Here is a 21,963-nt window from a genome sequence, read left to right as displayed (position 1 = left end):
CGAAGGCCCGCTTGCAATCGGCACGCCGCAGCCACACATCGCGGTTCATGACCGAAGAATCGCTTAAGAACATCGCCCTGCTGATCGACGCGGATAACACCACGCCGCGCGGTATCGATCCCGTCCTGACCGCCTTGGCCAAGCTGGGACAGGTCAACATCCGCCGCGCCTATGGCAATTGGGCCAAGCCCGCGCTGACGAAATGGGCCGGACTTACCAATCGCTATGGCATTCGCCCCCAGCAGCAGTTCGACCTGACCAAGGGCAAGAACGCCACGGACATGGCGATGACCATCGATGCGATCGATCTGCTGTATCAAGGCAAGGTCGACGGTTTCGGCATTATGAGCAGTGACAGCGATTTCACCCCGCTGGTCACCCGGCTGCGGCAGGACGGGCTGACAGTCTATGGATTCGGCAGCGCCAAGGCGCCCGAGGCGTTCCAGAATGCCTGCACGCGTTTCATCGATATCGACGCGCTGATCGCAGGCGACGAGGAAGTCGAGGAAACCGAAACCCCGACCACCGAGCCCAAGTCCGACAGCAAGCCGAAAGTGGATGACGAGATGATCGATCTGCTGGGCAAGTCATGGCGCAATGCCCGGCGCGATGGCGAAGGCTATGCGCGGTTGAGCGAAGTCGGCCAGATCGCGGGCAACCGGTCCAGTTTCGACGTGCGCAATTATGGCTATAAAAGACTGAGCGATTTGCTGCGCTCGCTCGAACATTTCGAGGTAAAGGAAAAGGACGGCCATCTGGTCGTCAAACGCCTGCGCTGAAACAATTCAGCACCGAACCAACGAAAAAGGGCGGCCCGCAAAGGCCGCCCTTTCCGTGTCGATAATCGGCAGATCAGCCCGCCTTGTTGTCGACATAGGCGATCCACGCCTTTGCCAGCGATGCACGATTGCCCGTCGTGACCTGACCGAAAGCCTGCTTGGCTTCGGCATATTTGCCCTGATCGGCCAGCGCGATACCCAGGCCCATCTGTGCCTTTGCCTTGTCGGCAGCGCCGGTTTCCAGACCCTTGCGATAGGCCGCTTCGGCCTCGGCAGCCTTGCCGTAACCCAGATAGGTGTCAGCGATTGCCACCGCGCCATTGCCGGTCGCACCCGATGCGTCGGCGTTCAGTTCGCGCAGCGTCGAATCGTAACGCTCCGCGCCCACGCGCTTGGCTTCGGTCACCATGGAATGGCCGGCGGGAAGCTGCGTGCCCTTGTCGGTAAAGGTCTTCGCCTCGCCCGGACGACGCAGTGGCTGCATCAGTTCCAGATAGGTCAGCGCCTGACGGCTTTCGGTGATGCCATTGTCACGCGACATAAGACGCAGCACATCGAGCTGCTCCTCGTCGCTATAGTTCGGGGTATAGGCCTCGAAAATATTATAGGCCTGCCCGCGCGCCTGCGCACGGCTGTCGGTCTGCAGCGTCAGCAACGCCCAGTCGAACGCCTGATCGCGCTGGTTCTGGTTCACCGACGCGGCCAGACCATCGAATGCCCAGCCTTCGGGCACCGGCTGACCGGCGGCCATCTTGGCAGTGATCATCGATTTCAGCTTGGTCAGCCCCTCTGCGGTCATATTGTCGCGCAAATAGGAATCGACCAGCATCTTTTCTGCCCCGCCGTCGACATAGCCGCCGTCGACTGCCTTTTGCAGCGACGTGCGCGCATCGGCATAGTTTTGCGAGTTGAACGCCGAAAGACCGGCGAAATAATGATATTTCGGCAGTTCTTCGGGCGGCAGCTTGCCGCTGTCGATCATCAGCTGGATGCCGCTTTGCTGCATGGCGAAATCGGCCATTTTCTGGCCGACGTTCTGCTCCATCTGACCGAAGAACAGCTTGTCATCCGCCGTCGACAACGTCGGGCGACCGGCATTTAACTTTGCAAGAACGCCGCCCATCTGTTGGTCGACATTGGCACGCGCCGCATCCAGTTCGGCCTGTGCGGCCGCGCGCGAAGCATCGTCACGTGCGCCCAGCACCTTGTTCAGCGCATCCATGGCCTGCTGCTGGCTGGCAGCGACCTGCGGATTTTCGGCCGAACCGTTCACCGATTCCTGAATGGCGACTGCATGGGGCTGAAATTCCTTGGAAATCTCCATCTTGGGCTGCTTTTGCGCATAGGCAGGGGCAGCAACGCCGATGGCGCCAGCAGTGCCCAGCGTAAGCGCCAGGGCCATGGCCACGTGCGAAACGGAACGCTTCATCAAAAACTCCTTTAGGCTTTCAGGCTGTGGCCCACGCGCCGAGGGAAGCGCGGACGGGCCGTATCTCTCATAAAAAAGCGCGAACCAGATGGCGGGGAATGTCCCGCATGGCAACCGGTTCGCGCCTTATATTTCTTAAATCACGCACCCTTCATACGCGAAAGCGACTGAACGCGGATTGAATGGGAACGCACCACGGACGCTCTGGTGCCCTGTGCCGGACCAAAGCGCGCCAGACTGGGCGGGCGACTGTGGAAAACGCTGCGCCGAACGCCCGGTTACGCCTTGCTTCGCTGGCCTTGGCGGGCGCCCTCGCCTAGTCTGCCAGACCGATAAGACAGTCAGAAGACGCTATAGAGCAGACCCCCAGTGAACGATATTACCGAGCTTCCCTCGCAGCCTGGCCCCGACATCGAACCGATCGACATCGTCGACGAGATGAAGACCAGCTATCTCGATTACGCGATGAGCGTGATCGTGGCCCGCGCGCTGCCCGATGTGCGCGACGGGCTGAAGCCGGTTCACCGCCGCATTCTCTATGCCGCGCAGGTCGGCGGCTACCATTCGAACCGCCCCTTCCGCAAATCCGCGAAGATCGTCGGTGAGGTGATGGGTTCGTACCACCCGCATGGCGACAGTGCGATTTATGACGCGCTGGCCCGCATGACGCAGGACTGGTCGATGCGCCTGCCGCTGATCGACGGTCAGGGGAACTTCGGTTCGATGGACCCCGATCCGCCGGCAGCCATGCGCTATACCGAAAGCCGTCTGGCCAAGGCTGCGGAACCGCTGCTGAACGATCTCGACAAGGATACGGTCGATTTCGTCGATAACTACGACGGTTCCGAACAGGAACCTTCTGTCCTGCCCGCACGCTTCCCGAACCTTCTGGTCAATGGCGCGGGCGGCATCGCGGTCGGCATGGCGACCAATATCCCGCCGCATAATCTGGGCGAGGTGATCGACGGCTGTCTTGCGATGATGGACAATCCGGCGATTTCGATCGACGAATTGTTCGAAATCATCCCCGGTCCGGATTTCCCGACCGCGCCGCTGATCCTTGGTCAGGCAGGCGCGCGCGCAGCCTATCGCGAGGGACGCGGATCGATCCTGCAACGCTGCCGGCACGAGATCGAGACACGGCGCGGCGATCGCCAGTCGATCGTTCTGACGTCGATCCCGTTTCAGGTCGGCAAGGCGGGTCTGGTCGAGAAGATCGCCGAAGCCGCCAAGGACAAGCGGATCGAGGGCATTGCCGATATTCGCGACGAATCCAACCGTGCCGGCATGCGCGTGGTCGTGGACCTCAAGCGCGATGCCTCGCCCGAGGTCGTGCTGAACCAGATCTGGCGTTACACGCCCGCGCAGTCGAGCTTTCCCGCCAATATGCTGGCGATCCGCGGCGGACGGCCCGAAACGCTGAACCTGCGCGACATTCTGCAAAGCTTCATCCATTTCCGCGAAGATGTCATCACGCGGCGCACCAAGTACGAACTGAACAAGGCGCGCGAACGGGCGCATATTTTGCTTGGCCTCGTCATCGCGGTGTCGAACCTTGACGAGGTGGTGCGCATCATCCGCGGATCCGCCACGCCGCAACTGGCGCGCGAAACGCTGCTGGCGCGCGAGTGGGAAATGGGCGAGATCGCGCCCTATATCCGCCTTGTCGAAGCGATCGAGGACCACGAGGACGCGGGCGATGCCGCGGCCTATCGCCTGTCCGAGCGGCAGGTGCGCGCCATCCTCGACCTGCGCCTCCACCGCCTGACCGCAATGGGCCGGGACGAGATTGGCGAGGAGCTCGAAAAGCTCTCAGTCGATATCAAGGAATATCTCTCGATCCTCGCCGACCGGGTGAAATTGTACGGCGTGATGCGCGACGAATTGCTGGAAGTGCGCGAGAAATTCGCCACTCCGCGCAAGTGCGAGATCGCGCCCGCATGGGACGGCGTCGACGACGAGGATCTGATCGAGCGCGACGATATGGTCGTAACCGTCACCATGGACGGCTATATCAAGCGCACTCCGCTCTCCACCTTCCGTGCGCAGCATCGCGGCGGCAAGGGCCGTTCTGGGATGAGCACCAAGGATGAGGATGCCGTATCCTCGCTCTTCGTGACCAGCACGCATAATCCGGTGCTGTTCTTCTCGACCAGCGGCAAGGTCTATCGCCTCAAGGTCTGGAAACTGCCCGAGGGCGGTCCGGCCACGCGCGGGCGGCCCATTGTCAACCTACTGCCCGCACTCGATCCGGGCGAAACGATCGCCACCGTGCTGCCACTGCCGGAGGACGAGGACAGCTGGGGCGCACTCCACGTGGTGTTCGCAACCGCGCTGGGCAGCGTGCGGCGCAATTCCATGGACGCGTTCACCAACATCCCGTCGAACGGCAAATTCGCCATGCGCTTCGACGAGGCTTCGGGCGACCGGCTGATCGGCGTGGCATTGCTCGATTCCTCGCATGACGTGCTGCTGGCAAGCCGCAACGGCAAGGCGATCCGCTTTGCCGCAGAGGATGTGCGCGAATTCCAGTCGCGCACTTCGACCGGCGTGCGCGGCATGACCTTGAAGGACGGGGACGAGGTTGTTTCGCTGTCGATCCTGAAAGAGCTGACGGCCGATTCCGAACAGCGCGACGCCTATCTGAAGGTCGCGCCGTGGAAGGACGACGCGGCCGAACGGACCGAAGATCAACAGGCGATGGCCGATGCGGAGGAATTCGTGCTGACCGTCTGTGCCAACGGTTACGGCAAGATCAGCTCCGCCTATGAATATCGCAAGACGGGTCGCGGCGGTCAGGGCATCGTCAATATCGACAATATCGCCCGCAACGGCCCCGTGGTGAACAGCTTTGCCGCCAATGTCTCGGACCAGCTGATGCTGGTGACCGACAAGGCCAAGCTGATCCGCATCAATCTCGCCTCGCTGCGTGTATTGGGCCGCAATACGGCGGGTGTGCGCCTGTTCGATGTGGGCAAGAACGAGCATGTCGTTTCGGTCGCGCGCATCGACGAGGAAGAAGCACCCGAGACCGAGGCCGAGGAAGCCATCGTCGAGGAAATGGTCGGCCGGAACGCAGAAGAAACGCAGCCCGATCCGACGCAGGACCGCGACGACGAGCAACCGGGAGAGGAATAGGAATAGCGCCGGGCGGCAGGCTGCCGCCCGGCCTGTCCTTCCCTATCGCCGTTCGTTGCGCAGTGTGGTGACGATGCCCGTCGTGACCAGCAACTGGCCGATATAATACAGCGGCCACACCAGTTCGCGGGCCGACTGCTCCAGCGCCCCGCCCTGCACCAAACGCGCGCCGACGGCGATCAACAGCAATTCCGACAGCAGATAAAGCAAGGCCCCCAGCCCCACGCGCTGGCGCGGAAACCGGCTGAGCCACGCCATGGCCGCCGTGATTGCCAGCAATGCCGCCGACGCCGCGACCGCGCCCTGCCCTGTTTCGCCCACCATCAGAAACCATGCCAGCACGGGCGCGACCACCACGGCAGCCAGACCCGATGCCATCACCGCCGGTTTCACACCGGGCCGATGGTTGCGCCAATAGAGCGCGATCACGATCAGCTGCGACAGCGCATGGACCAGCCCGCCCCAGCCATATTCCAGCGTAATCAGCGCATCGCCAATCGCCGCGACCAGCATGGTCAGCGCGACCAGCGTGCCGTCGGTGCCAAGCGAACGCTGCCAGGCGTAAACCGCCAGCAATCCGACCGGCACGCCCTTCAACACCAGCTGATAGGCACCGGGCGTTTGCGTTCCGTCGATCGCCAGCCACCAGACGATGGCCGAAACGATGGATAAAAGCAGCCAGGGGCGGCGTTCGATCAGGGCGCGTTTTACCATCTGGGCTCCATCAGGCCGGTTTTCTTGCATCGGGGCCGCCTGATTGCATTTGCCAAGCCATGGGCGCAATCGCTAACCGGCGCGCATGACCACAAATGCACAACAGATCCATATCATCGGCGGCGGCCTGGCTGGAAGCGAAGCGGCCTGGCAACTGGCGCGGCGCGGTTTCCATGTTCGCCTGTCCGAAATGCGCGGGGCCAATCTGCCGGACGGCGGCGCCACCACAGATGCCCACCACACCGACGGGCTGGCCGAACTGGTCTGTTCGAACAGCTTCCGTTCGGACGACGACACCTCGAACGCGGTCGGGCTGTTGCATTACGAAATGCGGCAATGCGATTCGCTGATCATGCGAGCCGCAGCAGAGACGCAGGTGCCCGCCGGTTCGGCACTGGCAGTGGATCGCGACATATTTTCGGCCCATGTCGAAAAGGCGCTGGCCGAAATGCCCAATGTCACCATCGTGCGTGAACGGATCGATGTTTTGCCTGCCGAAGGGCATGTGATTGTCGCCACCGGCCCGCTGACTGCCGCTTCGCTTGCACAAAGCATCGGTGCGGCGACGGGTGCGGACAGCCTCGCCTTTTTCGATGCCATCGCACCCATCGTCCATCGCGATACGGTCGACATGGATATCTGCTGGATGGCCAGTCGCTGGGACAAGGGCGATACGAAAGACTACATCAATTGTCCGATGAACAAGGAGCAATATCTCGCCTTCCGGCAGGGCCTGCTGGATGGCAAAAAGACCGAGTTCAAGGAATGGGAAGCGAACACCCCCTATTTCGAAGGCTGCATGCCGATCGAGGTGATGGCCGCGCGCGGAGAGGACACTTTGCGCTTCGGTCCAATGAAGCCGGTGGGGCTGGACAATCCGCACACGGCCACGCCCGAATTTCCCAAGGGCCGCTGGCCCTATGCCGTCGTGCAGCTGCGGCAGGACAATATGCTGGGCACATTATGGAACATGGTCGGGTTCCAGACCAAGCTGAAGCACGGCGCGCAAAAGGAATTGTTCCGCACGATTCCCGGGCTTGAAAATGCCGAATTCGCGCGCCTTGGCGGTTTGCACCGCAACACCTTCCTGAATTCTCCCATATTGCTCGACCGGCAGCTCCGGCTGAAATCAGCGCCGCATATCCGGTTCGCGGGCCAGATCACCGGCTGCGAAGGCTATGTCGAAAGCGCGGCCGTCGGGCTGATGGCAGGGATGATGGCGGCCAGCGAACTGGCAGGACGCGACTGGCAATCGCCGCCGCGCACGACCGCAATGGGCGCCCTGTTGTCGCATATCACCGGCGATGCCGAGGCGGAGACCTATCAGCCGATGAATGTGAATTTCGGCCTGTTCCCCATGCCGGACGAGGATGTGAAGAAAAAGGAACGCAAGCGCGCCTATACCGACCGCGCCAAACGCGACATGGCGGCATGGCTGGGCACCGCCAAAGCGGCGGAACCCGCCTGACCGGTCAGCACGAACATTTGCTGGCGGGCTTGCGGGCAGTGCGCTTTGGCGCGCTGGTGGCGAATTCGGCGGGCGTCAGGCGCTGGTTGTGGTCGGCGTCCATCTTCTCGAACCGGTCAACCGTGGTGACGGCCCATTCCTCGAACGTCAGCAGGTTGTTGCCGTCCTTGTCCAGCTTGCGGAAGGCGGCGACGCGGGTCGACAGCATCTCGTTACGCGTGATTTCAAGGTCGCGGTTGCGGTCATAACGAAAGAACCGCTCCTGCTCGCGCGTCATTTCGACTGCGGTGGGAAGCGCGGGGCCCTGCATGCCGCCGACATCGGCCGCGGGGATCGCATCTGCATCGGGCCTGGCAGCGCCCGCTTCCTCGGCCTCCGGCAACGGCGCGGCGGGGCTTTCGACCGCCCTGCCCTGCCACCAGAACACGCCGATGGCGACCAGAAGAAGCGCGCCGAAAGCGCCCAATACCATGCGATTCATCTACGCCCTTTCCGGTCCGATCCGTTCCGTCCCGCTATCCGGCAATCGCATAGGGCCCGCAGGGTTAAGGGAACGCTATCGACCCGTCAGACCCGCCCTGATCGCAGCCAGAAAGTCCCCCAAACCGCCGATGGGCCGCACCGCCGATGCCGCCCGTTCTGCCATCACGCGCAGCACGTTCAACGGGCGCATCGCCTTGTCCACACTTCCCTCGGCGCGATCGGCCGCTTTCAGCAGCGCCATCACGCGGGCCCGTTCCTGTTCATCGGCCAGATGGATCGCGATATCTGCCAGCGACCAGCGATAGGCATGGCTCTGAACGACCGACCGGGCGGTCCTGCTACCCGTCACATGTGCCAGCCCCGCCATCGCCCGCGCGCGTCCGTCGGACAAGGCTGCAAAAGCCGTGGCGGGCAATGGCGCATCGCCGACCATCGCTTCCCACCCGTCGGCCAGTGCCGCCAGAGAGGAACATTCTTCGCCCCATGCTGCCAGTCGCGCCAGCAAGGGCTCTCCCACAGGCCAGTCAGCGACCGGACGACCGAACATCTCGCGCCACCATGCCAGCCTGATCTGCGCCAGCATCGGTTCGCTCGCTTGCGCCACGATCCGCGCAAGCCGCCGGTCCAGAATCAACAGCGCCCTCCACTGGTCCCTTGCTCGCGTCGGCGCATAGGCGAGCGCAAGCTGCCAAGGGGGTGGCAATGCATCCGCAGATGCAAGACCATTGGAACTTGCAAAACTATCGCCCTGATCTTGCGCGCTATTCTCGGTTAAGTTTTGGTTTACCATCTTTCTTCGGATCGTGCTTACCAGAGCCGCGCTATTTTCTGTCATGAAATTAACTGAACGCTCCGTCTCCGCCCGCAGTGAGTCGGACATATTCAGCAGGGAGCCCGCGCGCTTATGACGAGCATCACAACCGGACGCAAACGCCTGACGCGCTTTGTCAGCGCATTGCAGTCTTGCGCGGCCAGCACCGGCACGAGCCGCTTTCTGGGCGACCGTAAAGGTAACGCCACCATGCTGGTCGCGTTCGCCATGCCGATGGTAATCGGCGGCGGCGGCATGGCGATCGATTTCGCGCAGTTCTATCTGTGGAAGCGCGAGCTGCAGTTCGCCAACGATCAGGCGGCCATCGCGGCGGCATGGGAAGTTCTGGACAGCGGCAGCTCTGCCAAAATGACCGATCGCGCCAAGAACGCCTTTGCCGTGAATGAGCAGATCACGGCAGATTTCAACACCGATCCGGTCGTCAAGCTGGCCAATTATGCGGGCGGTGTTGGCAACTCGGTGATCGTCACATCCAGCGCGACCAAGCGCCTGCCGTTTACTTCGTTCTTCACCAAGGGCGCGACGACGGTGAGTGTGTCAAGCCAGGCTGCCTTTACCGGCGGCGCGACGATCAACAGTTGCCTGATCGCTGTCGACAAAGAGGACGCAGGCACCGTTACCATTGGCGGCAACGCTGTCTTCACCGCGCAATGCGGCATCGCGGCCCTGTCCAATTCATCCCGGGTCTGCACGGGCGGTTACGATACCAGCGGCACCTGTCTCGGCTGGACGGGCGAGGATGCCATCGACGACAATGGCAACAGCTATGAAATCAAGGCAGGTTCGATCGCCACAGCTGGCACTGTAAGCGACTCGCTGGAAGAAAAGGCCAAGGCCAATGGCGACACGATCATCGAAGGCGCGACCAATCTGGCCGACCCCTTCGAAGGCGTCGATCCGCCGTCGAGCGATGGCGTCGGAGCGGGCACCTATGTCTGCAAGTCGACCGGCAAGACAAAAAAGGTCATCGACGAATATAACAACACGCACACCGAACCGCTCGAACTCGGAACGGCCTACCCCGGCGTTTACGAGGGCGGGCTGTCGCTTGGCTGCGACACTGTGTTCAAGGGGGGCGTCTATTTCATTCGTGGCGGCACGCTGACGATCAACGGGAATCACACCGCCACCAGCGCGGGCGAAGTGATGTTCGTGCTGGAGGACGGCGCCGACTTCAAGATCAATGGCGGCGCCGACATAAACCTGACCGGCATGACCGAAGAAACGCTGATGGATCTGGGCTATACTTCCGAGGAAGCCCACAAGATCAACACGATGCTGATCTTTGAAAGCCCCGACAATGGCGAGGGCAAGGGGTCGATCCTGAACGGCAACAGCAACACCTATCTCAACGGTGCAATCTATACCAAGGTCAACAAGCTGGACCTGTCGGGCACCGCAGACGTTGCGAACGCCTGCCTTTTGCTGGTCGCCAACAAGGTCAATCTGACGGGTACTTTGAAAATGACCAGCTGGTGCCCCGATCCGCCGAACCATCCGACCACGATCATTTACGGCAATGTCTCGCTGGTGGCATGATGGGACTGCGCTTCTTCCTCAGCCGTTTCAGGTATGACAATCGCGGCTCGGCTCTGATCGAGACAGCTTTTGTTGCGCCTGTCCTGATCGTGATGAGTCTGGGCGGCGTAGAAGTGGCCAATATGGTCAAGCGCCAGCACGAATTGCAGAACGCAGCATCCAAGGCAGCCGAGATCATGATGGCTGCCCGCCCCAAGGACGAAGCGGAACTGTCGGTGGTGATGCAACAACTTGCCGCCGCGATCGAGGATGATACCGGGCTGGACACCAGCGCCATCGGTTCGAATGTCGAGCCAGACGAAACGAAGAACGATGTGGGCTATGTGATGACCCGCTATCGCTGCGGCAATGCCCAAAACTTCAAAAAGGCCGATACCGGCTGCACCGATTCGCCCAATTCGGAACGCTTCGTCGTCTTCCTGCTGCGTGACAAATACACGCCCGTCTGGAACGAATTCGGCATTGGCGAGGAACTGCAATACCGGGTCGAGAAGTCGGTCCAGATCGGGTAAGTCATGGCATACACCCCCCTCAACATTGCCAAACGCTTCTGGCGCGATGATCGCGGAGCCAGCGCGATCGAATTTGTCGTCCTGGCCCCTGCGCTGATCATGATGCTGCTGGGTGTGATGCAGATCGGCCTGTATATGCAGGCGCAGAATGCGCTGAGTGGCGTCGCCGGGGATATGAGCCGCTATATGTCGGTGGAATATCAAAAGGATAACAAAATCACCAACACCCAGCTTGAAACGCTTGCTTTTGCACGGGCAACCGGTTCTCCCTATCTGCTGGACGGTGCGAAGCTGGCCGCAACCGCGACCAATTCGGCAACCCAACCGATCAGCAATGTCCGCGAGATCGAGCTGAAGCTGAATTATAAGGTGCCCAGCGTCATGGCCTTTGTGAATATGGGCCCTCTGCAGCTGACCTATACAAAATCGATTTTCGTCGCGAACGGCTGACCCTCTCTTCAGCTGCGCAACCGAAAAGGGCCCGCCAAAACGGCGGGCCCTTTCTTTTTGCACTAACCGCAGTGGACGGAGCGCGCGGCCCCGTCATGTTCAGTCCTTGTAACAGACCTTCTTCGCCGCCTTTACAATGCGGTCGGCGTCGATCAGTGCCAGCTTTTCAAGGTTCGCCGCATAGGGCAGCGGTACATCCTCATCGCTGACGCGCAGGACAGGAGCGTCGAGGTAGTCGAAGCCCTGTTCCATACAGACAGCGCTGATTTCGCTGGCGATCGAGCAGGTCGGATAGCCTTCTTCGGCAACGACCAACCGGTTGGTCTTCTTCAGCGATGCCAGAACCGTTTCGGTATCCAGCGGACGCAGCGTGCGCAGATCGATCACCTCGGCATCGATCCCCTCGCCCGCCAGTTTTTCGGCTGCTTCCAGCGCGAAACCGACGCCGATGGAGTAGGAGACGATGGTCACGTCGGATCCTTCGCGCATGATCCGCGCCTTGCCGATGGGCAGGACCCAGTCGTCCGTATCGGGCACATCGAAGCTCTTGCCATAAAGCAGTTCGTTTTCGAGGAACACGACTGGATCGGGCGAGCGGATTGCCGCCTTCATCAGGCCCTTGGCATCGCGGCTGTCATAGGGCGCGATGACGATAAGGCCGGGAACGCTGGCATACCAAGGGCCATAGTTCTGGCTGTGCTGCGCGCCAACGCGGCTTGCCGCGCCATTGGGGCCACGGAACACCACAGGACAGCGCATCTGGCCACCCGACATATAGTTCGTCTTTGCCGCCGAGTTGATGATGTGGTCGATCGCCTGCATGGCGAAGTTGAACGTCATGAACTCGACAATCGGGCGAAGACCGCCCATGGCCGCGCCCGTGCCGATGCCGGCAAAGCCATATTCGGTAATCGGGGTATCGATCACCCGCTTCGGCCCGAATTCGTCGAGCAGCCCCTGCGTCACCTTATAGGCGCCCTGATACTCGGCCACTTCCTCGCCCATGACGAAAACGCGGTCATCGGCGCGCATTTCCTCGGCCATGGCGTCGCGCAAAGCTTCGCGCACAGTGGTCGAGGTCATGGAGGTGCCCTCCGCGATCTCGGGATCGGAAGCGGGCTCCTTTTTGGGCGCTGCCGGAGCGGGCGCCGCCTCGGCGCTGTTCTCGGTCGGTGCGGGCGCTGGCGCAGGCGCAGGTGCGGCATCGCCGCCGACATCGCTGGCATCGCCGTCCAGCACCGCGATCACGGTGCCGACCTTGACGTTCTCCGTCCCCTCGGGAACGGTGATTGCACCGACGGTGCCTTCATCGATGCACTCGAACTCCATCGTTGCCTTGTCGGTCTCGATCTCGGCCAGAATGTCGCCGGGCGAAACCTTGTCCCCTTCCTTCACCAGCCATTTGGCCAGCGTGCCTTCCTCCATTGTCGGGGAAAGCGCGGGCATCTTGATTGCGGTCGCCATCAGTAATTCTCCACCAGAACGTCGGTGTAGAGCTCGGACGGCTCCGGCTCGGGCGAGCTTTCCGCGAAATCGGCGGCTTCGTTCACTTGCGAACGAATGGTCTTTTCAAGCTCTTTCAATGTATCCTCGTCAACGCCGCGTTTCAGCAGCTCGGCCTTGGCCGCCTCGATCGGGTCGTGCTTCTCGCGCATTTCCTGCACTTCCTCACGCGTGCGATATTTCGCCGGATCGGACATGGAGTGGCCGCGATAGCGATAGGTGTTGAGTTCCATCAGCACGGGACCGCCACCACCACGTACATGGTCCAGCGCCACCTCGATCGCGCCGCGAACGGCCAGCACATTCATCCCGTCGACATCCATACCGGGGATGCGGAAGGCCGTGCCGCGACGGTGGAATTCGGTTTCGGCCGACGAACGCACCGTGCTGGTGCCCATCGCATAGCCGTTATTCTCGATCACGAAGATGATCGGAAGCTGCCACAGGGCAGCCATGTTGAAGGTTTCGTAAACCTGGCCCTGGTTGGCCGCGCCGTCACCGAAATAGGCAAGGCACACGCCGCCGTCTTCGCGATATTTGTGCGCAAAAGCGAGGCCCGCGCCCAGCGGCACCTGCGCGCCGACGATACCGTGACCGCCGTAAAACGCATGTTCGGTGCTGAACATGTGCATCGAACCGCCCTTGCCCTTCGAAATGCCCGCCTGACGTCCGGTCAGTTCGGCCATGATGATCTTGGGGTCGATGCCATAGGCCAGCATGTGGCCGTGGTCGCGGTAACCGGTGATCACGCTGTCCTTGCCTTCGGCCAGTGCCGATTGCAGGCCAACCGCCACAGCTTCCTGACCGATATAGAGGTGGCAGAAACCGCCGATCAGGCCAAGGCCATAGAGCTGCCCGGCCTTCTCCTCAAAGCGGCGGATAAGCAGCATTTGCTCATAAAGCGACATCAGCTCTTCATCCGTCGCCTTGTAAGGGCCAGCCTTTTCGTAGGCTTCCTGCAGGCTGTGGAGCTTGAAGTCGGGATCGTCAGTCGGGGGCGTTACGCTATCGGCTGCCAAGTCAAGTATCCTCGTCTCGCATCAGGGCTTATAGGGAGGAGGCCCTGATTTCGCGAGGACGCTATATTATCACTTGGGCGATGGGTGCAAGCGATTGACCCGCAAATCCAAATGAGCATGTCGAGCGGTCAGTTGCAGAAAATGCACAACCCTCGATTCCGGCGGGTCCAGTCGCGCGGAACGACAATCTCATCCGGATGCGCGACGTTGAGATTGTTGCGCAGCAATTCGCCCACCAGATCGGGGTCCGCATTATCGGGATCGAGCAATTCGACCCGATTGGCGATACGGTCGCGCTCCGCCTGCAATTGCGCAAGCTCTGCCCCGCGGTGTTCCAGCTTTTGCCGCGAATCCGCCCAAGCGCTTATCCCGGTGGGTCCGACAAGCGCCAGCGCCGCAAAAGCGACGATGCCGACACCCGCCGCGATCTGGCCGATGCTGCGCTTGCGCGCACGCGGCTGCGGGGCAATGCGACGCCCGCGCCTCACCAGGCTCTGGTCGCCCTTCGGTTCGCCGCGTGTGTGATTTGCCCCTTCGTTCATGACTTACAGCAGAATCACACTAAGCGTCCGGAATCAAGCGGCTTGCAGCGGTTTTCCATCAAGCCACGACGAATTGCGGTGAATAGGCGAAATAATGTGCAAGTTGCGCTGCAATATGGCCTGTCGCCATTTCAAAATGCCTCTCCGATAGACACATAGACGGCGCTGCTGTCACGCCCGACCGCGCCGTCCACACGCAGGTTGATGCCATAGTCTTCTGCCGCCAGATAACGCACGCCTGCCCCCACGGCGGGCAGGATCTTACCGCCCAGCGCGTCGCCGAACCCCGAACCCGTCGCACCCAGCCCCGCAAAACCCACCACACCGAACCTGCGCGATACAGGCTGACGCCATTCGCCCTCTATCGACCAGCTGGACTGGTCGCGGAACCGCCCGCTGGAATATCCGCGCAGCCCGATCGAACAGAGGTCGAAGAAAGGTGCCTGATCCGTGGCAGAACACCCCTTGATCTGGAACGCGGCGGAACTTCGCCCCTTTCCCGGAATGTAATGGCGGGCATAGGCCTGCTTCTTGTTGTAATGCGCATCCCCGCCACGAACCGGTATGGCGAATGTCCATTGCGCATTCAGGATCGATCCCTTGCGCGGGGCAAAGGCATCGGCCGTCGTGTCATAGGTGAAGATCGGGCTCAGCTGCAGAAAGCCGGCATCGTCCTCGAACCCGCTCTGGTCGAAATCCGGCGGCGGATCGGATTGATCGCGCGGTCGCGAATCCTTGGACAGAAAACGCGCCCTGCCCCCGACGAAGATTTCCTCACCGATGCGGACCCGTCCCGTGGCAGATGCGACAAAGGTCTTTTCCTTCGTCTCAACCCATTGGTCATCGGTTTCGACCGCGAAATAGCGGTTATGGATTTCGCCATAGCCGGCCAGAATATCCAGTCTGATCCGGTCCTGATCGAGCGACATCTTGTGCAACCCGGCCAAACCCCGACTGCCGTTCGAGGTATAAAGCGCGCCGACTCCGCTGGCCCAGGGGCGCGATTTGCTGTCCGGCTGATAGAACCACGCCCCCGCCACCGCGAGGCCCGCACCCAGTTGCGGCGTGACGAATGGCACCGGAACGATCACGCGGTCGCTGTCCGAACCGCCCTCATGCCCGGGGTCGAGGCCTGCGGCGGTGACCGAATCAAGCTCGTCAGCAGCACCGATATCCTGCTGCTCCTGCGCAATCGCCCCTTTGGCGACGCCAGCAGAACAGCCCAGCAGGCCCGCCGCCCAAAGGACCCGCATCTTTTGTTGCATGATCACGAATGCGGTCCCTGTCGTCGGCAAGGTCGGATTGAACAGACTATAGCTGTTCGGCAGCGATCCGCCCATAGCCTGACCCGCGACATCCGGACCGCTGCAGTCATCAGCAACGAATTCGGCCAGCCGAACCACCGAAAACTGAACGAACAAGGCCCGCCTCTAAAATAGAAACGGACCCTGCTTGGTGCGCCCGACAGGATTCGAACCTGTGGCCCCCAGATTAGGAATCTGATGCTCTATCCTGCTGAGCTACGGGCGCGCCGCGGTTCGTTTACGGGCGGACAGCTTAAATGGCAATCGGTAGTGGGACTTGCCGACGCAGTTTAGTTGACAGCGTCGGGCGGCGCGACGGGAAATGGCAAAGCGGCAATTTCGATACCCTCTTCGATCAATTGCTCGGCTTCCTCAATGCTGGTCTCGCCATGGATCGGCTGCGCCTCGCTCTCGCCATAATGCATTGAACGGGCCTCATCGGCGAATTTCCCGCCGACCCAGCGCGATTTTTCCAGCACCTTGCGCTGTATCTCGGCCATGGCGACCAGTGCCTTCTTCGCCTCGTCAGACAGGGGTGCCATGGTGGCAACGGCGGTTTCCTGCGGCTGTGCGTCCATCGGCACGGCTTTGGCAGAGGCGGATTGCGCGGGGCGCTTTTCGACCAGCTGGTTGCCCTTGCGCCCGACGGCAGGAGCCATCACGGCCTTTTCCACCTGATCCCCGCCGCATTGCGGGCACATCAGCAGCCCGCCTTCGCGCTGATGTTCGAAATCGGCGGAGGAACGGAACCATCCTTCGAAACGCGTGCCATCCTCGCGACAGTGAAGATCGAAAACAATCATGACAAATGTCACTTAGTGATTGCACGCCGGTTGGCAAGGCTGGGCAGTTGGGCGCGCACGCTGGCGATCCGCGCAGGATCGATCTCGGCAAAACCCACACCTGCCCGATCGCCGCCCATGTCCAGCAATACTTCGCCCCACGGATCGACGACCAGCGAATGGCCATAGGTCTTGCGCCCGTCCTCATGCTCGCCGACCTGCGCGGCGGCGATGACATAGGCGCTCGCCTCGATCGCGCGGGCGCGCAGCAGCACGTGCCAATGCGCAGCGCCAGTGGGGCGGGTAAATGCGGCGGGGCAGGCGATCGCATCGCAACGCGCATCGCCCAACGCGCCCCACAACGCGGGAAAGCGCATGTCGTAACAGACCGCAAGACCAAGGCGCCCCAGCGGCGTTTTCGCCGTGACCACGCGTTCGCCCGGCGCAAATCCGTTCGATTCGCGCCAGCTTTCACCGCTTGCTCCGTCGTCCAGATCGACGTCGAACATATGGATTTTGTCATAGCGCGCCGCGACCGCGCCTTCCGGCGATATCAGCAGGGAACGATTGGCCCAGCGGTCTTCCCCGTCATCGCGCCGCACGGCCAGAGAGCCGAGCGCGACCCAGATGCCGTGCACACGCGCCGCGCCAGCCACAGCTTTCAGCACCGGACTATCCGCTTCACCGGTCACATGGGCCGCAGCGCGCTTGCGATTGCGGTCGAGCATCCCCGACATCTCGGGCGTGAACAGCATTTGCGCCCCGCCCGCCGCAGCCTCTTCGACCGCATCAACAAGACGCGCCGCATTGGCCGCGGGGTCGATCCCGGTGTTGGCCTGATAGACCGCGATGCGAACCATCGCCCGTTAAAGTCCCAGCATCGGATCAAGCTTACCTTCGCGTTCCAACGCCGCCATGTCGTCGCTGCCGCCGATGGCTCGATCGTCGATGAAAATCTGCGGCACCGTGCGCGCGCCGGGAGCGCGTTCGACCATCTCGGTGCGCTTGGCGCGGTCCATCGTCACATCATATTCGGTAAATTCGACATTCTTCTGCCGCAGCAGCGCGATGGCGCGATGGCAATAGGGGCAGCCGAACTGCGTATAAATCTCGACCTTGGGGGGCGTGGATTGACCGTTCACTCGAATATCCTTTTCCATGCGGGCGTTAACCGCTCTTTTATGGGCGTTGCACCCACTTGAATAGCGTCTCGCCCCTTCCCAGATAGCAATCGCGGACGGACATGCCGGTTCCGGATGTCCGACCGCTTCGTCTGGCAGGACAGGCCGATGCCCGTTTGCGGGGTTTGCCACTGTTTCCTGCCGCTAGATTGCTTCTTACGGAGGATTTGCAAGATGAACCGTTTCGATTTTACCCCCTATCGTCGCACCACCGTCGGTTTCGACCGTTTGTTCGACCTTCTCGAAAACAACGCCCGTTCGGGTCAGGGCGATAATTATCCGCCCTTTAACATCGAACGCAGCGGCGAAGATGCCTATCGCATCACGCTGGCCGTTGCCGGCTTCAAGCCCGAGGATATCGACATCACGGCGCAGCAGAACATGCTCACCGTTCAGGGCCGCAAGGCCGAGGAGACCGAAGAGCGTGAATATCTGCACGTCGGCATTGCCCAGCGCGGTTTCGAACGCCGCTTCGAACTGGCCGATTTCGTGCTGGTCCGTAACGCACAGTTGGCCGACGGCCTGCTCGTGATCGATCTCGAACGCGAAGTGCCCGAGGCTATGAAGCCCAAGAAGATCGCGATCAATGGCTCCAAAAAGCTGAGCGTGATCGACGGGTCCGAAAAGGACAGCGACGCAGAAGACAAGGCCGCCTGAGCGCTCTCCTCTTTTAAATCTGACGGGGCGCGATCCGCACGGGTCGCGCCCTTTTCTGTGGTTAGCGCCTTGCCACGGGCGCGCTTTCTCTTGCCATCGCAGCCTCTCCGGCCTAGCCGCGCCACAACCCGCGCAAAGCCGCAATCGCAGACCGGAGCCCTTGACCCATGGTCCCACGTTACGCCCGCCCCGCCATGACCGCCATCTGGGAGCCGGAGGCGAAATACGCCATCTGGTTCGAACTGGAAGCGCATGCGACCGAAAAGCTGGGCGAACTGGGCGTGGTGCCGCCATCCGCGGCCAAGGCGCTGTGGGACTGGTGGGCGACGAACCCCAAGGTCGACGTCGAAGCCATCGACGCGATCGAGGCAGTGACCAAGCATGACGTAATCGCCTTCCTGACTTGGGTGGCCGAGAACGTGGGCGAAGAGGCCCGCTTCATGCATCAGGGCATGACCAGCTCTGACGTGCTGGACACCACGCTGGCCGTTCAGCTCGACCGCGCGGCTGCGATCCTGCTGGAAGATCTGGACAGGCTGCTGGCCGCGATCAAAACCCGCGCAGAAGAGCACAAATATACGCCCACCATCGGTCGCAGCCACGGCATCCATGCGGAGCCGGTGACGTTTGGCCTGAAGATGGCGGAAGCCTATGCCGAATTCTCGCGCTGCAAAGAGCGTCTGGAATTCGCGCGCAAGGAAATCGCCACTTGCGCCATTTCCGGTGCGGTCGGCACTTTCGCCAATATCGACCCCAGCGTCGAGGCCTATGTGGCCGAAAAGATGGGCCTTACCGTTGAACCGGTTTCGACACAGGTGATCCCGCGCGACCGTCACGCGATGTTTTTCGCCGTGCTGGGCGTCATCGCATCGTCGATCGAACGCCTTTCGGTCGAAGTGCGCCACTTGCAGCGAACCGAAGTGCTGGAGGCAGAGGAATATTTCTCGCCCGGCCAGAAGGGTTCGTCGGCCATGCCGCACAAGCGCAACCCCGTCCTGACCGAAAACCTTACCGGTCTGGCCCGCGTGGTGCGCAGCGCGACCGTTCCGGCGATGGAAAACGTGGCGCTTTGGCACGAACGGGACATTTCGCATTCTTCGGTCGAGCGTTTCATCGGTCCCGATGCGACCATCACGCTGGACTTCGCCCTCGCCCGCCTGACCGGCGTGGTCGAAAAGCTGCTCGTCTATCCCGAACGCATGCAGAAGAACCTCGACCGCATGGGCGGGCTTGTCCATTCACAGCGTGTCCTGCTCGCCCTCACCCAGGCAGGTGTCAGCCGCGAGGATGCCTATCGCCTTGTCCAGCGCAATGCGATGAAGGTCTGGGAAAGCGACGGCGCGCTGTCGCTGCTCGAACTGCTGAAGGCGGATGACGAAGTGACCGCAGCGCTGACGCCGCAGCAGATCGAGGAGAAATTCGACCTCGACTATCACTTCAAGCATGTCGACACGATCTTTGCGCGGGTGTTCGGCTGATCGCCAGCAGCAGGTCGGCCGACGTCGGGGCGGGCTGGTCAAGCCCCGATTTCGCGCTTAGGGTCAGCTGGCTAAAGGGTCCGCAACGCCGCGCCAGACGGGAGAATTCATGAAGATCTTACGCACCGCCCTGTGGGTCGTCGTTATCGTCGCGCTTGCCCTGTTCACGGCGTTCAACTGGACTTCCGTCGATATCCAGATCTGGGAGAGCCTGGTGCTGGAAACCAAGCTTCCGGTATTGATCCTCGTTGCCTTCCTGCTCGGCTATGGTCCGATGTGGCTGACCCATCGCACGACCACCTGGCGGCTGAAGCGGCGCATCGCCTCGCTCGAAGCGTCGCAGCGCTCGCTGATTGCCAGCCAGTCGCCCGCTCCCGCGCCAGGTCCCGCTGCCGAACCCGCACCTGTCGCCACGGCTCCGGACACGCTGGGGCCAGAGGGCACCACTCCATGAGCAACCCGGTCTATCTCGCTCTGGACGTGCCGCAGATCGCTGCGGCCAAGGAACTGGTCGGCAAGGTCAAAGGCCATGTCGGCGGGCTGAAGCTCGGCCTCGAATTCTTTTGCGCGCATGGCCACCACGGCGTGCATGAAATTGCGCAGCTTGGGCTGCCCATCTTCCTCGATCTCAAGCTGCACGATATTCCCAATACCGTGGCAGGCGCGATGCAGGCAATCCATGTGCTGGAACCCGCCATCGTCACCATCCATGCCGGCGGCGGGCGGGCCATGATGGAAGATGCAAAGGCCGCTGCGGGCGAAAACACCAAGGTCGTTGCGGTTACCATGTTGACCAGCCTCGATCAGAATGACCTGACCGCAACCGGCATCGGCGGCACGCCCCACGATCAGGTGATGCGTCTTGCCGAACTGGCAGAGAAATCGGGCCTCGACGGGATCGTCTGTTCGGGACAGGAAGTGGGCGCGGTCCACAAGCAGTGGAAGCACGGCTATTTCGTCGTTCCCGGCCTGCGCCTTGCGGGACATTCGGTGGGCGACCAGAAACGCGTCGTTACTCCGCGTCAGGCGCGTGACGACGGTGCCAGCGTGCTCGTCATCGGTCGCGAGATTTCAAAGGCCGAGGACCCGCTGGCCGCCGCCCGCAAGATCGAGGCGACGCTCTGATTCTCTTCGCATCCCTTCTCGCCGCGGCCAGCATGGCGCAGGTCGAACTGCCGCCGCCACCCTTGCCGCCCAAAACGAGCATTCTTGCGGGCCCGCAAGCAGGCTTCCAGCTTCCCGCCTGCTCACGCTCTACTGCAGGGCCGGTCCATGGCGGCTGGGAAGTGGAAGACAGCGAAATCGGCGCGATGGAAGCGGAACTGGCGCAAATCCTCCCCTCGCTGGCACGCAGCAACGGCTATACTGCGGGAACCGAGAACCCCGATCCGTTGACCTATACAGTCAACGATCCGCGCTGGCAGCGCGAGATTTTCGGGATCATTCGCGGCGGCAAGCAGATAGTCTACGCCAATTTCGTTCCTGCGGACATCATGCCCGACCAGCGCCATATGCCCACGGTGGTCTGCGATGGCGGACCTGCATTTTTTGGCGTGGAATTCGACGTTTCGACAGGCCGGATCACCCATATTGCCTTTAACGGCGCATTGGGCGGTCCCTTCTGGCCCGTCTATGCGCCGTGATTGCGCCGGACAGCCTTAGCCTGCGGCGCTCCGGTCCTGCCGATGCGGCAGCGCTGAAACCCCTGATCGAGGGAGGCTATCGCGGCAATTCCGCGCGGCGGGGCTGGACGCATGAGGCCGATATTCTCGAGGACGAGCGCATCGCCGCGACCGATCTGGCCGCAATGCTGGCCGATCCGGCCATTCATTTCCTGATGGCCGAGCACGAAGCGAACCCCGTCGGCTGCATCGCCGTAACCGACAAGGGCGGCGGGCGCGCCTATTTCGGCATGCTATGCGTCGATCCGCCCATGCAAAGCAGCGGGCTTGGCTCTCGCCTGATCCTTGCGGCGGAGGAACTGGCTCGCGGTTTCGGCGCGCGTATCATGGAGATATCGGTGATCGAAAACCGCCACGAGCTGATCGCCATGTATGAGCGCAAGGGGTATGCCGACACCGGCGCGCGCGAGGCATTTCCCACGCCGCAGCCCGCGCCCTTGTACTTCCGCCTTTTCGAAAAGCAGCTTTGAC

23 protein-coding genes and 1 tRNA gene are annotated in these 21,963 nt (G+C 61.8%); 12 read left to right on the top strand and 12 right to left on the bottom strand.

What is annotated here, in order from left to right:
- Positions 1-47 precede the first annotated feature (47 nt).
- Positions 48-779, top strand: a complete 732-nt coding sequence (locus LOZ77_RS03885) for an NYN domain-containing protein (protein ID WP_230280881.1) — start codon at positions 48-50, stop codon at positions 777-779.
- Positions 780-852: 73 nt separating this feature from the next.
- On the opposite strand, the gene LOZ77_RS03880 is transcribed toward LOZ77_RS03885, so the two are convergent.
- Entirely contained in the window at positions 853-2,208 is a 1,356-nt protein-coding gene (locus LOZ77_RS03880) for a hypothetical protein (protein ID WP_230280880.1), read from the bottom strand.
- Positions 2,209-2,646: 438 nt separating this feature from the next.
- Here LOZ77_RS03880 and gyrA point away from each other — a divergent pair, with 438 nt between their 5' ends.
- Complete coding sequence (gene gyrA, locus LOZ77_RS03875) at positions 2,647-5,346, top strand: DNA gyrase subunit A (RefSeq protein ID WP_370638065.1); 2,700 nt, start codon at positions 2,647-2,649, stop codon at positions 5,344-5,346.
- A gap of 42 nt (positions 5,347-5,388) precedes the next feature.
- Here the strand turns inward: gyrA and LOZ77_RS03870 are convergent, their stop codons facing one another.
- Complete coding sequence (locus tag LOZ77_RS03870; protein WP_230280878.1) at positions 5,389-6,060, bottom strand: lysoplasmalogenase family protein; 672 nt, start codon at positions 6,058-6,060, stop codon at positions 5,389-5,391.
- Between the two features lie 85 nt (positions 6,061-6,145).
- On the opposite strand from LOZ77_RS03870, the gene trmFO reads away from it, so the two are divergent.
- Positions 6,146-7,528 carry a methylenetetrahydrofolate--tRNA-(uracil(54)-C(5))-methyltransferase (FADH(2)-oxidizing) TrmFO gene (gene trmFO, locus LOZ77_RS03865; protein ID WP_230280877.1) on the top strand — a complete coding sequence of 461 codons (1,383 nt, stop codon included), beginning with the start codon at positions 6,146-6,148 and terminating at the stop codon, positions 7,526-7,528.
- Between the two features lie 4 nt (positions 7,529-7,532).
- On the opposite strand, the gene LOZ77_RS03860 is transcribed toward trmFO, so the two are convergent.
- Entirely contained in the window at positions 7,533-8,009 is a 477-nt protein-coding gene (locus LOZ77_RS03860; protein ID WP_230280876.1) for an EF-hand domain-containing protein, read from the bottom strand.
- A gap of 75 nt (positions 8,010-8,084) precedes the next feature.
- Positions 8,085-8,714 (bottom strand): hypothetical protein, encoded by a 630-nt coding sequence (locus LOZ77_RS03855; RefSeq protein ID WP_230280875.1) that lies wholly within the window; start codon positions 8,712-8,714, stop codon positions 8,085-8,087.
- A 201-nt stretch (positions 8,715-8,915) separates the two neighbouring features.
- Here LOZ77_RS03855 and LOZ77_RS03850 point away from each other — a divergent pair, with 201 nt between their 5' ends.
- From LOZ77_RS03850 to LOZ77_RS03840, 3 genes are read left to right on the top strand one after another with little or no spacing between them, the layout of a single operon-like run.
- A complete protein-coding gene (locus LOZ77_RS03850) occupies positions 8,916-10,382 on the top strand; it encodes a pilus assembly protein TadG-related protein (protein ID WP_230280874.1) in 1,467 nt (488 codons plus the stop codon).
- Positions 10,379-10,894, top strand: a complete 516-nt coding sequence (locus tag LOZ77_RS03845; protein WP_230280873.1) for a TadE/TadG family type IV pilus assembly protein — start codon at positions 10,379-10,381, stop codon at positions 10,892-10,894. The genes LOZ77_RS03850 and LOZ77_RS03845 overlap by 4 nt, the downstream gene beginning before the upstream one ends.
- A gap of 3 nt (positions 10,895-10,897) precedes the next feature.
- The gene (locus LOZ77_RS03840; protein ID WP_230280872.1) at positions 10,898-11,344 is read left to right on the top strand and encodes a TadE/TadG family type IV pilus assembly protein; all 447 of its coding nucleotides are present in this window, start codon (positions 10,898-10,900) and stop codon (positions 11,342-11,344) included.
- A gap of 99 nt (positions 11,345-11,443) precedes the next feature.
- Here LOZ77_RS03840 and LOZ77_RS03835 read toward each other — a convergent pair whose 3' ends face one another.
- The 8 genes from LOZ77_RS03835 to grxC form a co-directional block, all read right to left on the bottom strand.
- The gene (locus LOZ77_RS03835; RefSeq protein ID WP_230280871.1) at positions 11,444-12,808 is read right to left on the bottom strand and encodes a pyruvate dehydrogenase complex E1 component subunit beta; all 1,365 of its coding nucleotides are present in this window, start codon (positions 12,806-12,808) and stop codon (positions 11,444-11,446) included.
- On the bottom strand, positions 12,808-13,866 hold the full coding sequence (gene pdhA / locus LOZ77_RS03830) for a pyruvate dehydrogenase (acetyl-transferring) E1 component subunit alpha (RefSeq protein ID WP_230280870.1): 1,059 nt from the start codon (positions 13,864-13,866) through the stop codon (positions 12,808-12,810). The genes LOZ77_RS03835 and pdhA overlap by 1 nt, the downstream gene beginning before the upstream one ends.
- A 128-nt stretch (positions 13,867-13,994) precedes the next feature.
- Positions 13,995-14,408: a septum formation initiator family protein gene (locus LOZ77_RS03825; protein WP_230280869.1), complete on the bottom strand. Its 414-nt coding sequence runs from the start codon at positions 14,406-14,408 to the stop codon at positions 13,995-13,997.
- Positions 14,409-14,539: 131 nt separating this feature from the next.
- Positions 14,540-15,829 (bottom strand): BamA/TamA family outer membrane protein, encoded by a 1,290-nt coding sequence (locus tag LOZ77_RS03820; RefSeq protein ID WP_230280868.1) that lies wholly within the window; start codon positions 15,827-15,829, stop codon positions 14,540-14,542.
- Between the two features lie 32 nt (positions 15,830-15,861).
- Positions 15,862-15,938: transfer RNA gene (locus tag LOZ77_RS03815), tRNA-Arg, on the bottom strand.
- Between the two features lie 64 nt (positions 15,939-16,002).
- Positions 16,003-16,515, bottom strand: coding sequence for a DUF1178 family protein (locus LOZ77_RS03810; RefSeq protein WP_230280867.1), 513 nt, complete (start codon positions 16,513-16,515; stop codon positions 16,003-16,005).
- 8 nt (positions 16,516-16,523) lie between these two features.
- Positions 16,524-17,354 (bottom strand): carbon-nitrogen hydrolase family protein, encoded by an 831-nt coding sequence (locus LOZ77_RS03805; protein WP_230280866.1) that lies wholly within the window; start codon positions 17,352-17,354, stop codon positions 16,524-16,526.
- A 6-nt stretch (positions 17,355-17,360) separates the two neighbouring features.
- Complete coding sequence (grxC, locus tag LOZ77_RS03800) at positions 17,361-17,636, bottom strand: glutaredoxin 3 (RefSeq protein WP_230280865.1); 276 nt, start codon at positions 17,634-17,636, stop codon at positions 17,361-17,363.
- A gap of 213 nt (positions 17,637-17,849) precedes the next feature.
- On the opposite strand from grxC, the gene LOZ77_RS03795 reads away from it, so the two are divergent.
- From LOZ77_RS03795 to LOZ77_RS03770, 6 genes are all read left to right on the top strand, one after another.
- Positions 17,850-18,332 (top strand): Hsp20 family protein, encoded by a 483-nt coding sequence (locus LOZ77_RS03795; protein WP_230280864.1) that lies wholly within the window; start codon positions 17,850-17,852, stop codon positions 18,330-18,332.
- A 167-nt stretch (positions 18,333-18,499) separates the two neighbouring features.
- Positions 18,500-19,810, top strand: a complete 1,311-nt coding sequence (purB, locus tag LOZ77_RS03790) for an adenylosuccinate lyase (RefSeq protein WP_230280863.1) — start codon at positions 18,500-18,502, stop codon at positions 19,808-19,810.
- A 109-nt stretch (positions 19,811-19,919) separates the two neighbouring features.
- Complete coding sequence (locus tag LOZ77_RS03785) at positions 19,920-20,264, top strand: hypothetical protein (protein ID WP_230280862.1); 345 nt, start codon at positions 19,920-19,922, stop codon at positions 20,262-20,264.
- Positions 20,261-20,935, top strand: coding sequence for an orotidine-5'-phosphate decarboxylase (gene pyrF, locus LOZ77_RS03780; RefSeq protein WP_230280861.1), 675 nt, complete (start codon positions 20,261-20,263; stop codon positions 20,933-20,935). The genes LOZ77_RS03785 and pyrF overlap by 4 nt, the downstream gene beginning before the upstream one ends.
- A gap of 32 nt (positions 20,936-20,967) precedes the next feature.
- A complete protein-coding gene (locus LOZ77_RS03775; protein WP_230280860.1) occupies positions 20,968-21,453 on the top strand; it encodes a hypothetical protein in 486 nt (161 codons plus the stop codon).
- Positions 21,450-21,962, top strand: coding sequence for a GNAT family N-acetyltransferase (locus LOZ77_RS03770; protein WP_230280859.1), 513 nt, complete (start codon positions 21,450-21,452; stop codon positions 21,960-21,962). The genes LOZ77_RS03775 and LOZ77_RS03770 overlap by 4 nt, the downstream gene beginning before the upstream one ends.
- Position 21,963 lies beyond the last annotated feature (1 nt).

Source organism: Croceicoccus sp. Ery15 (genome assembly GCF_020985305.1).
Lineage (GTDB): Bacteria > Pseudomonadota > Alphaproteobacteria > Sphingomonadales > Sphingomonadaceae > Croceicoccus.
This window is presented reverse-complemented; position numbering and strand designations above follow the sequence as displayed.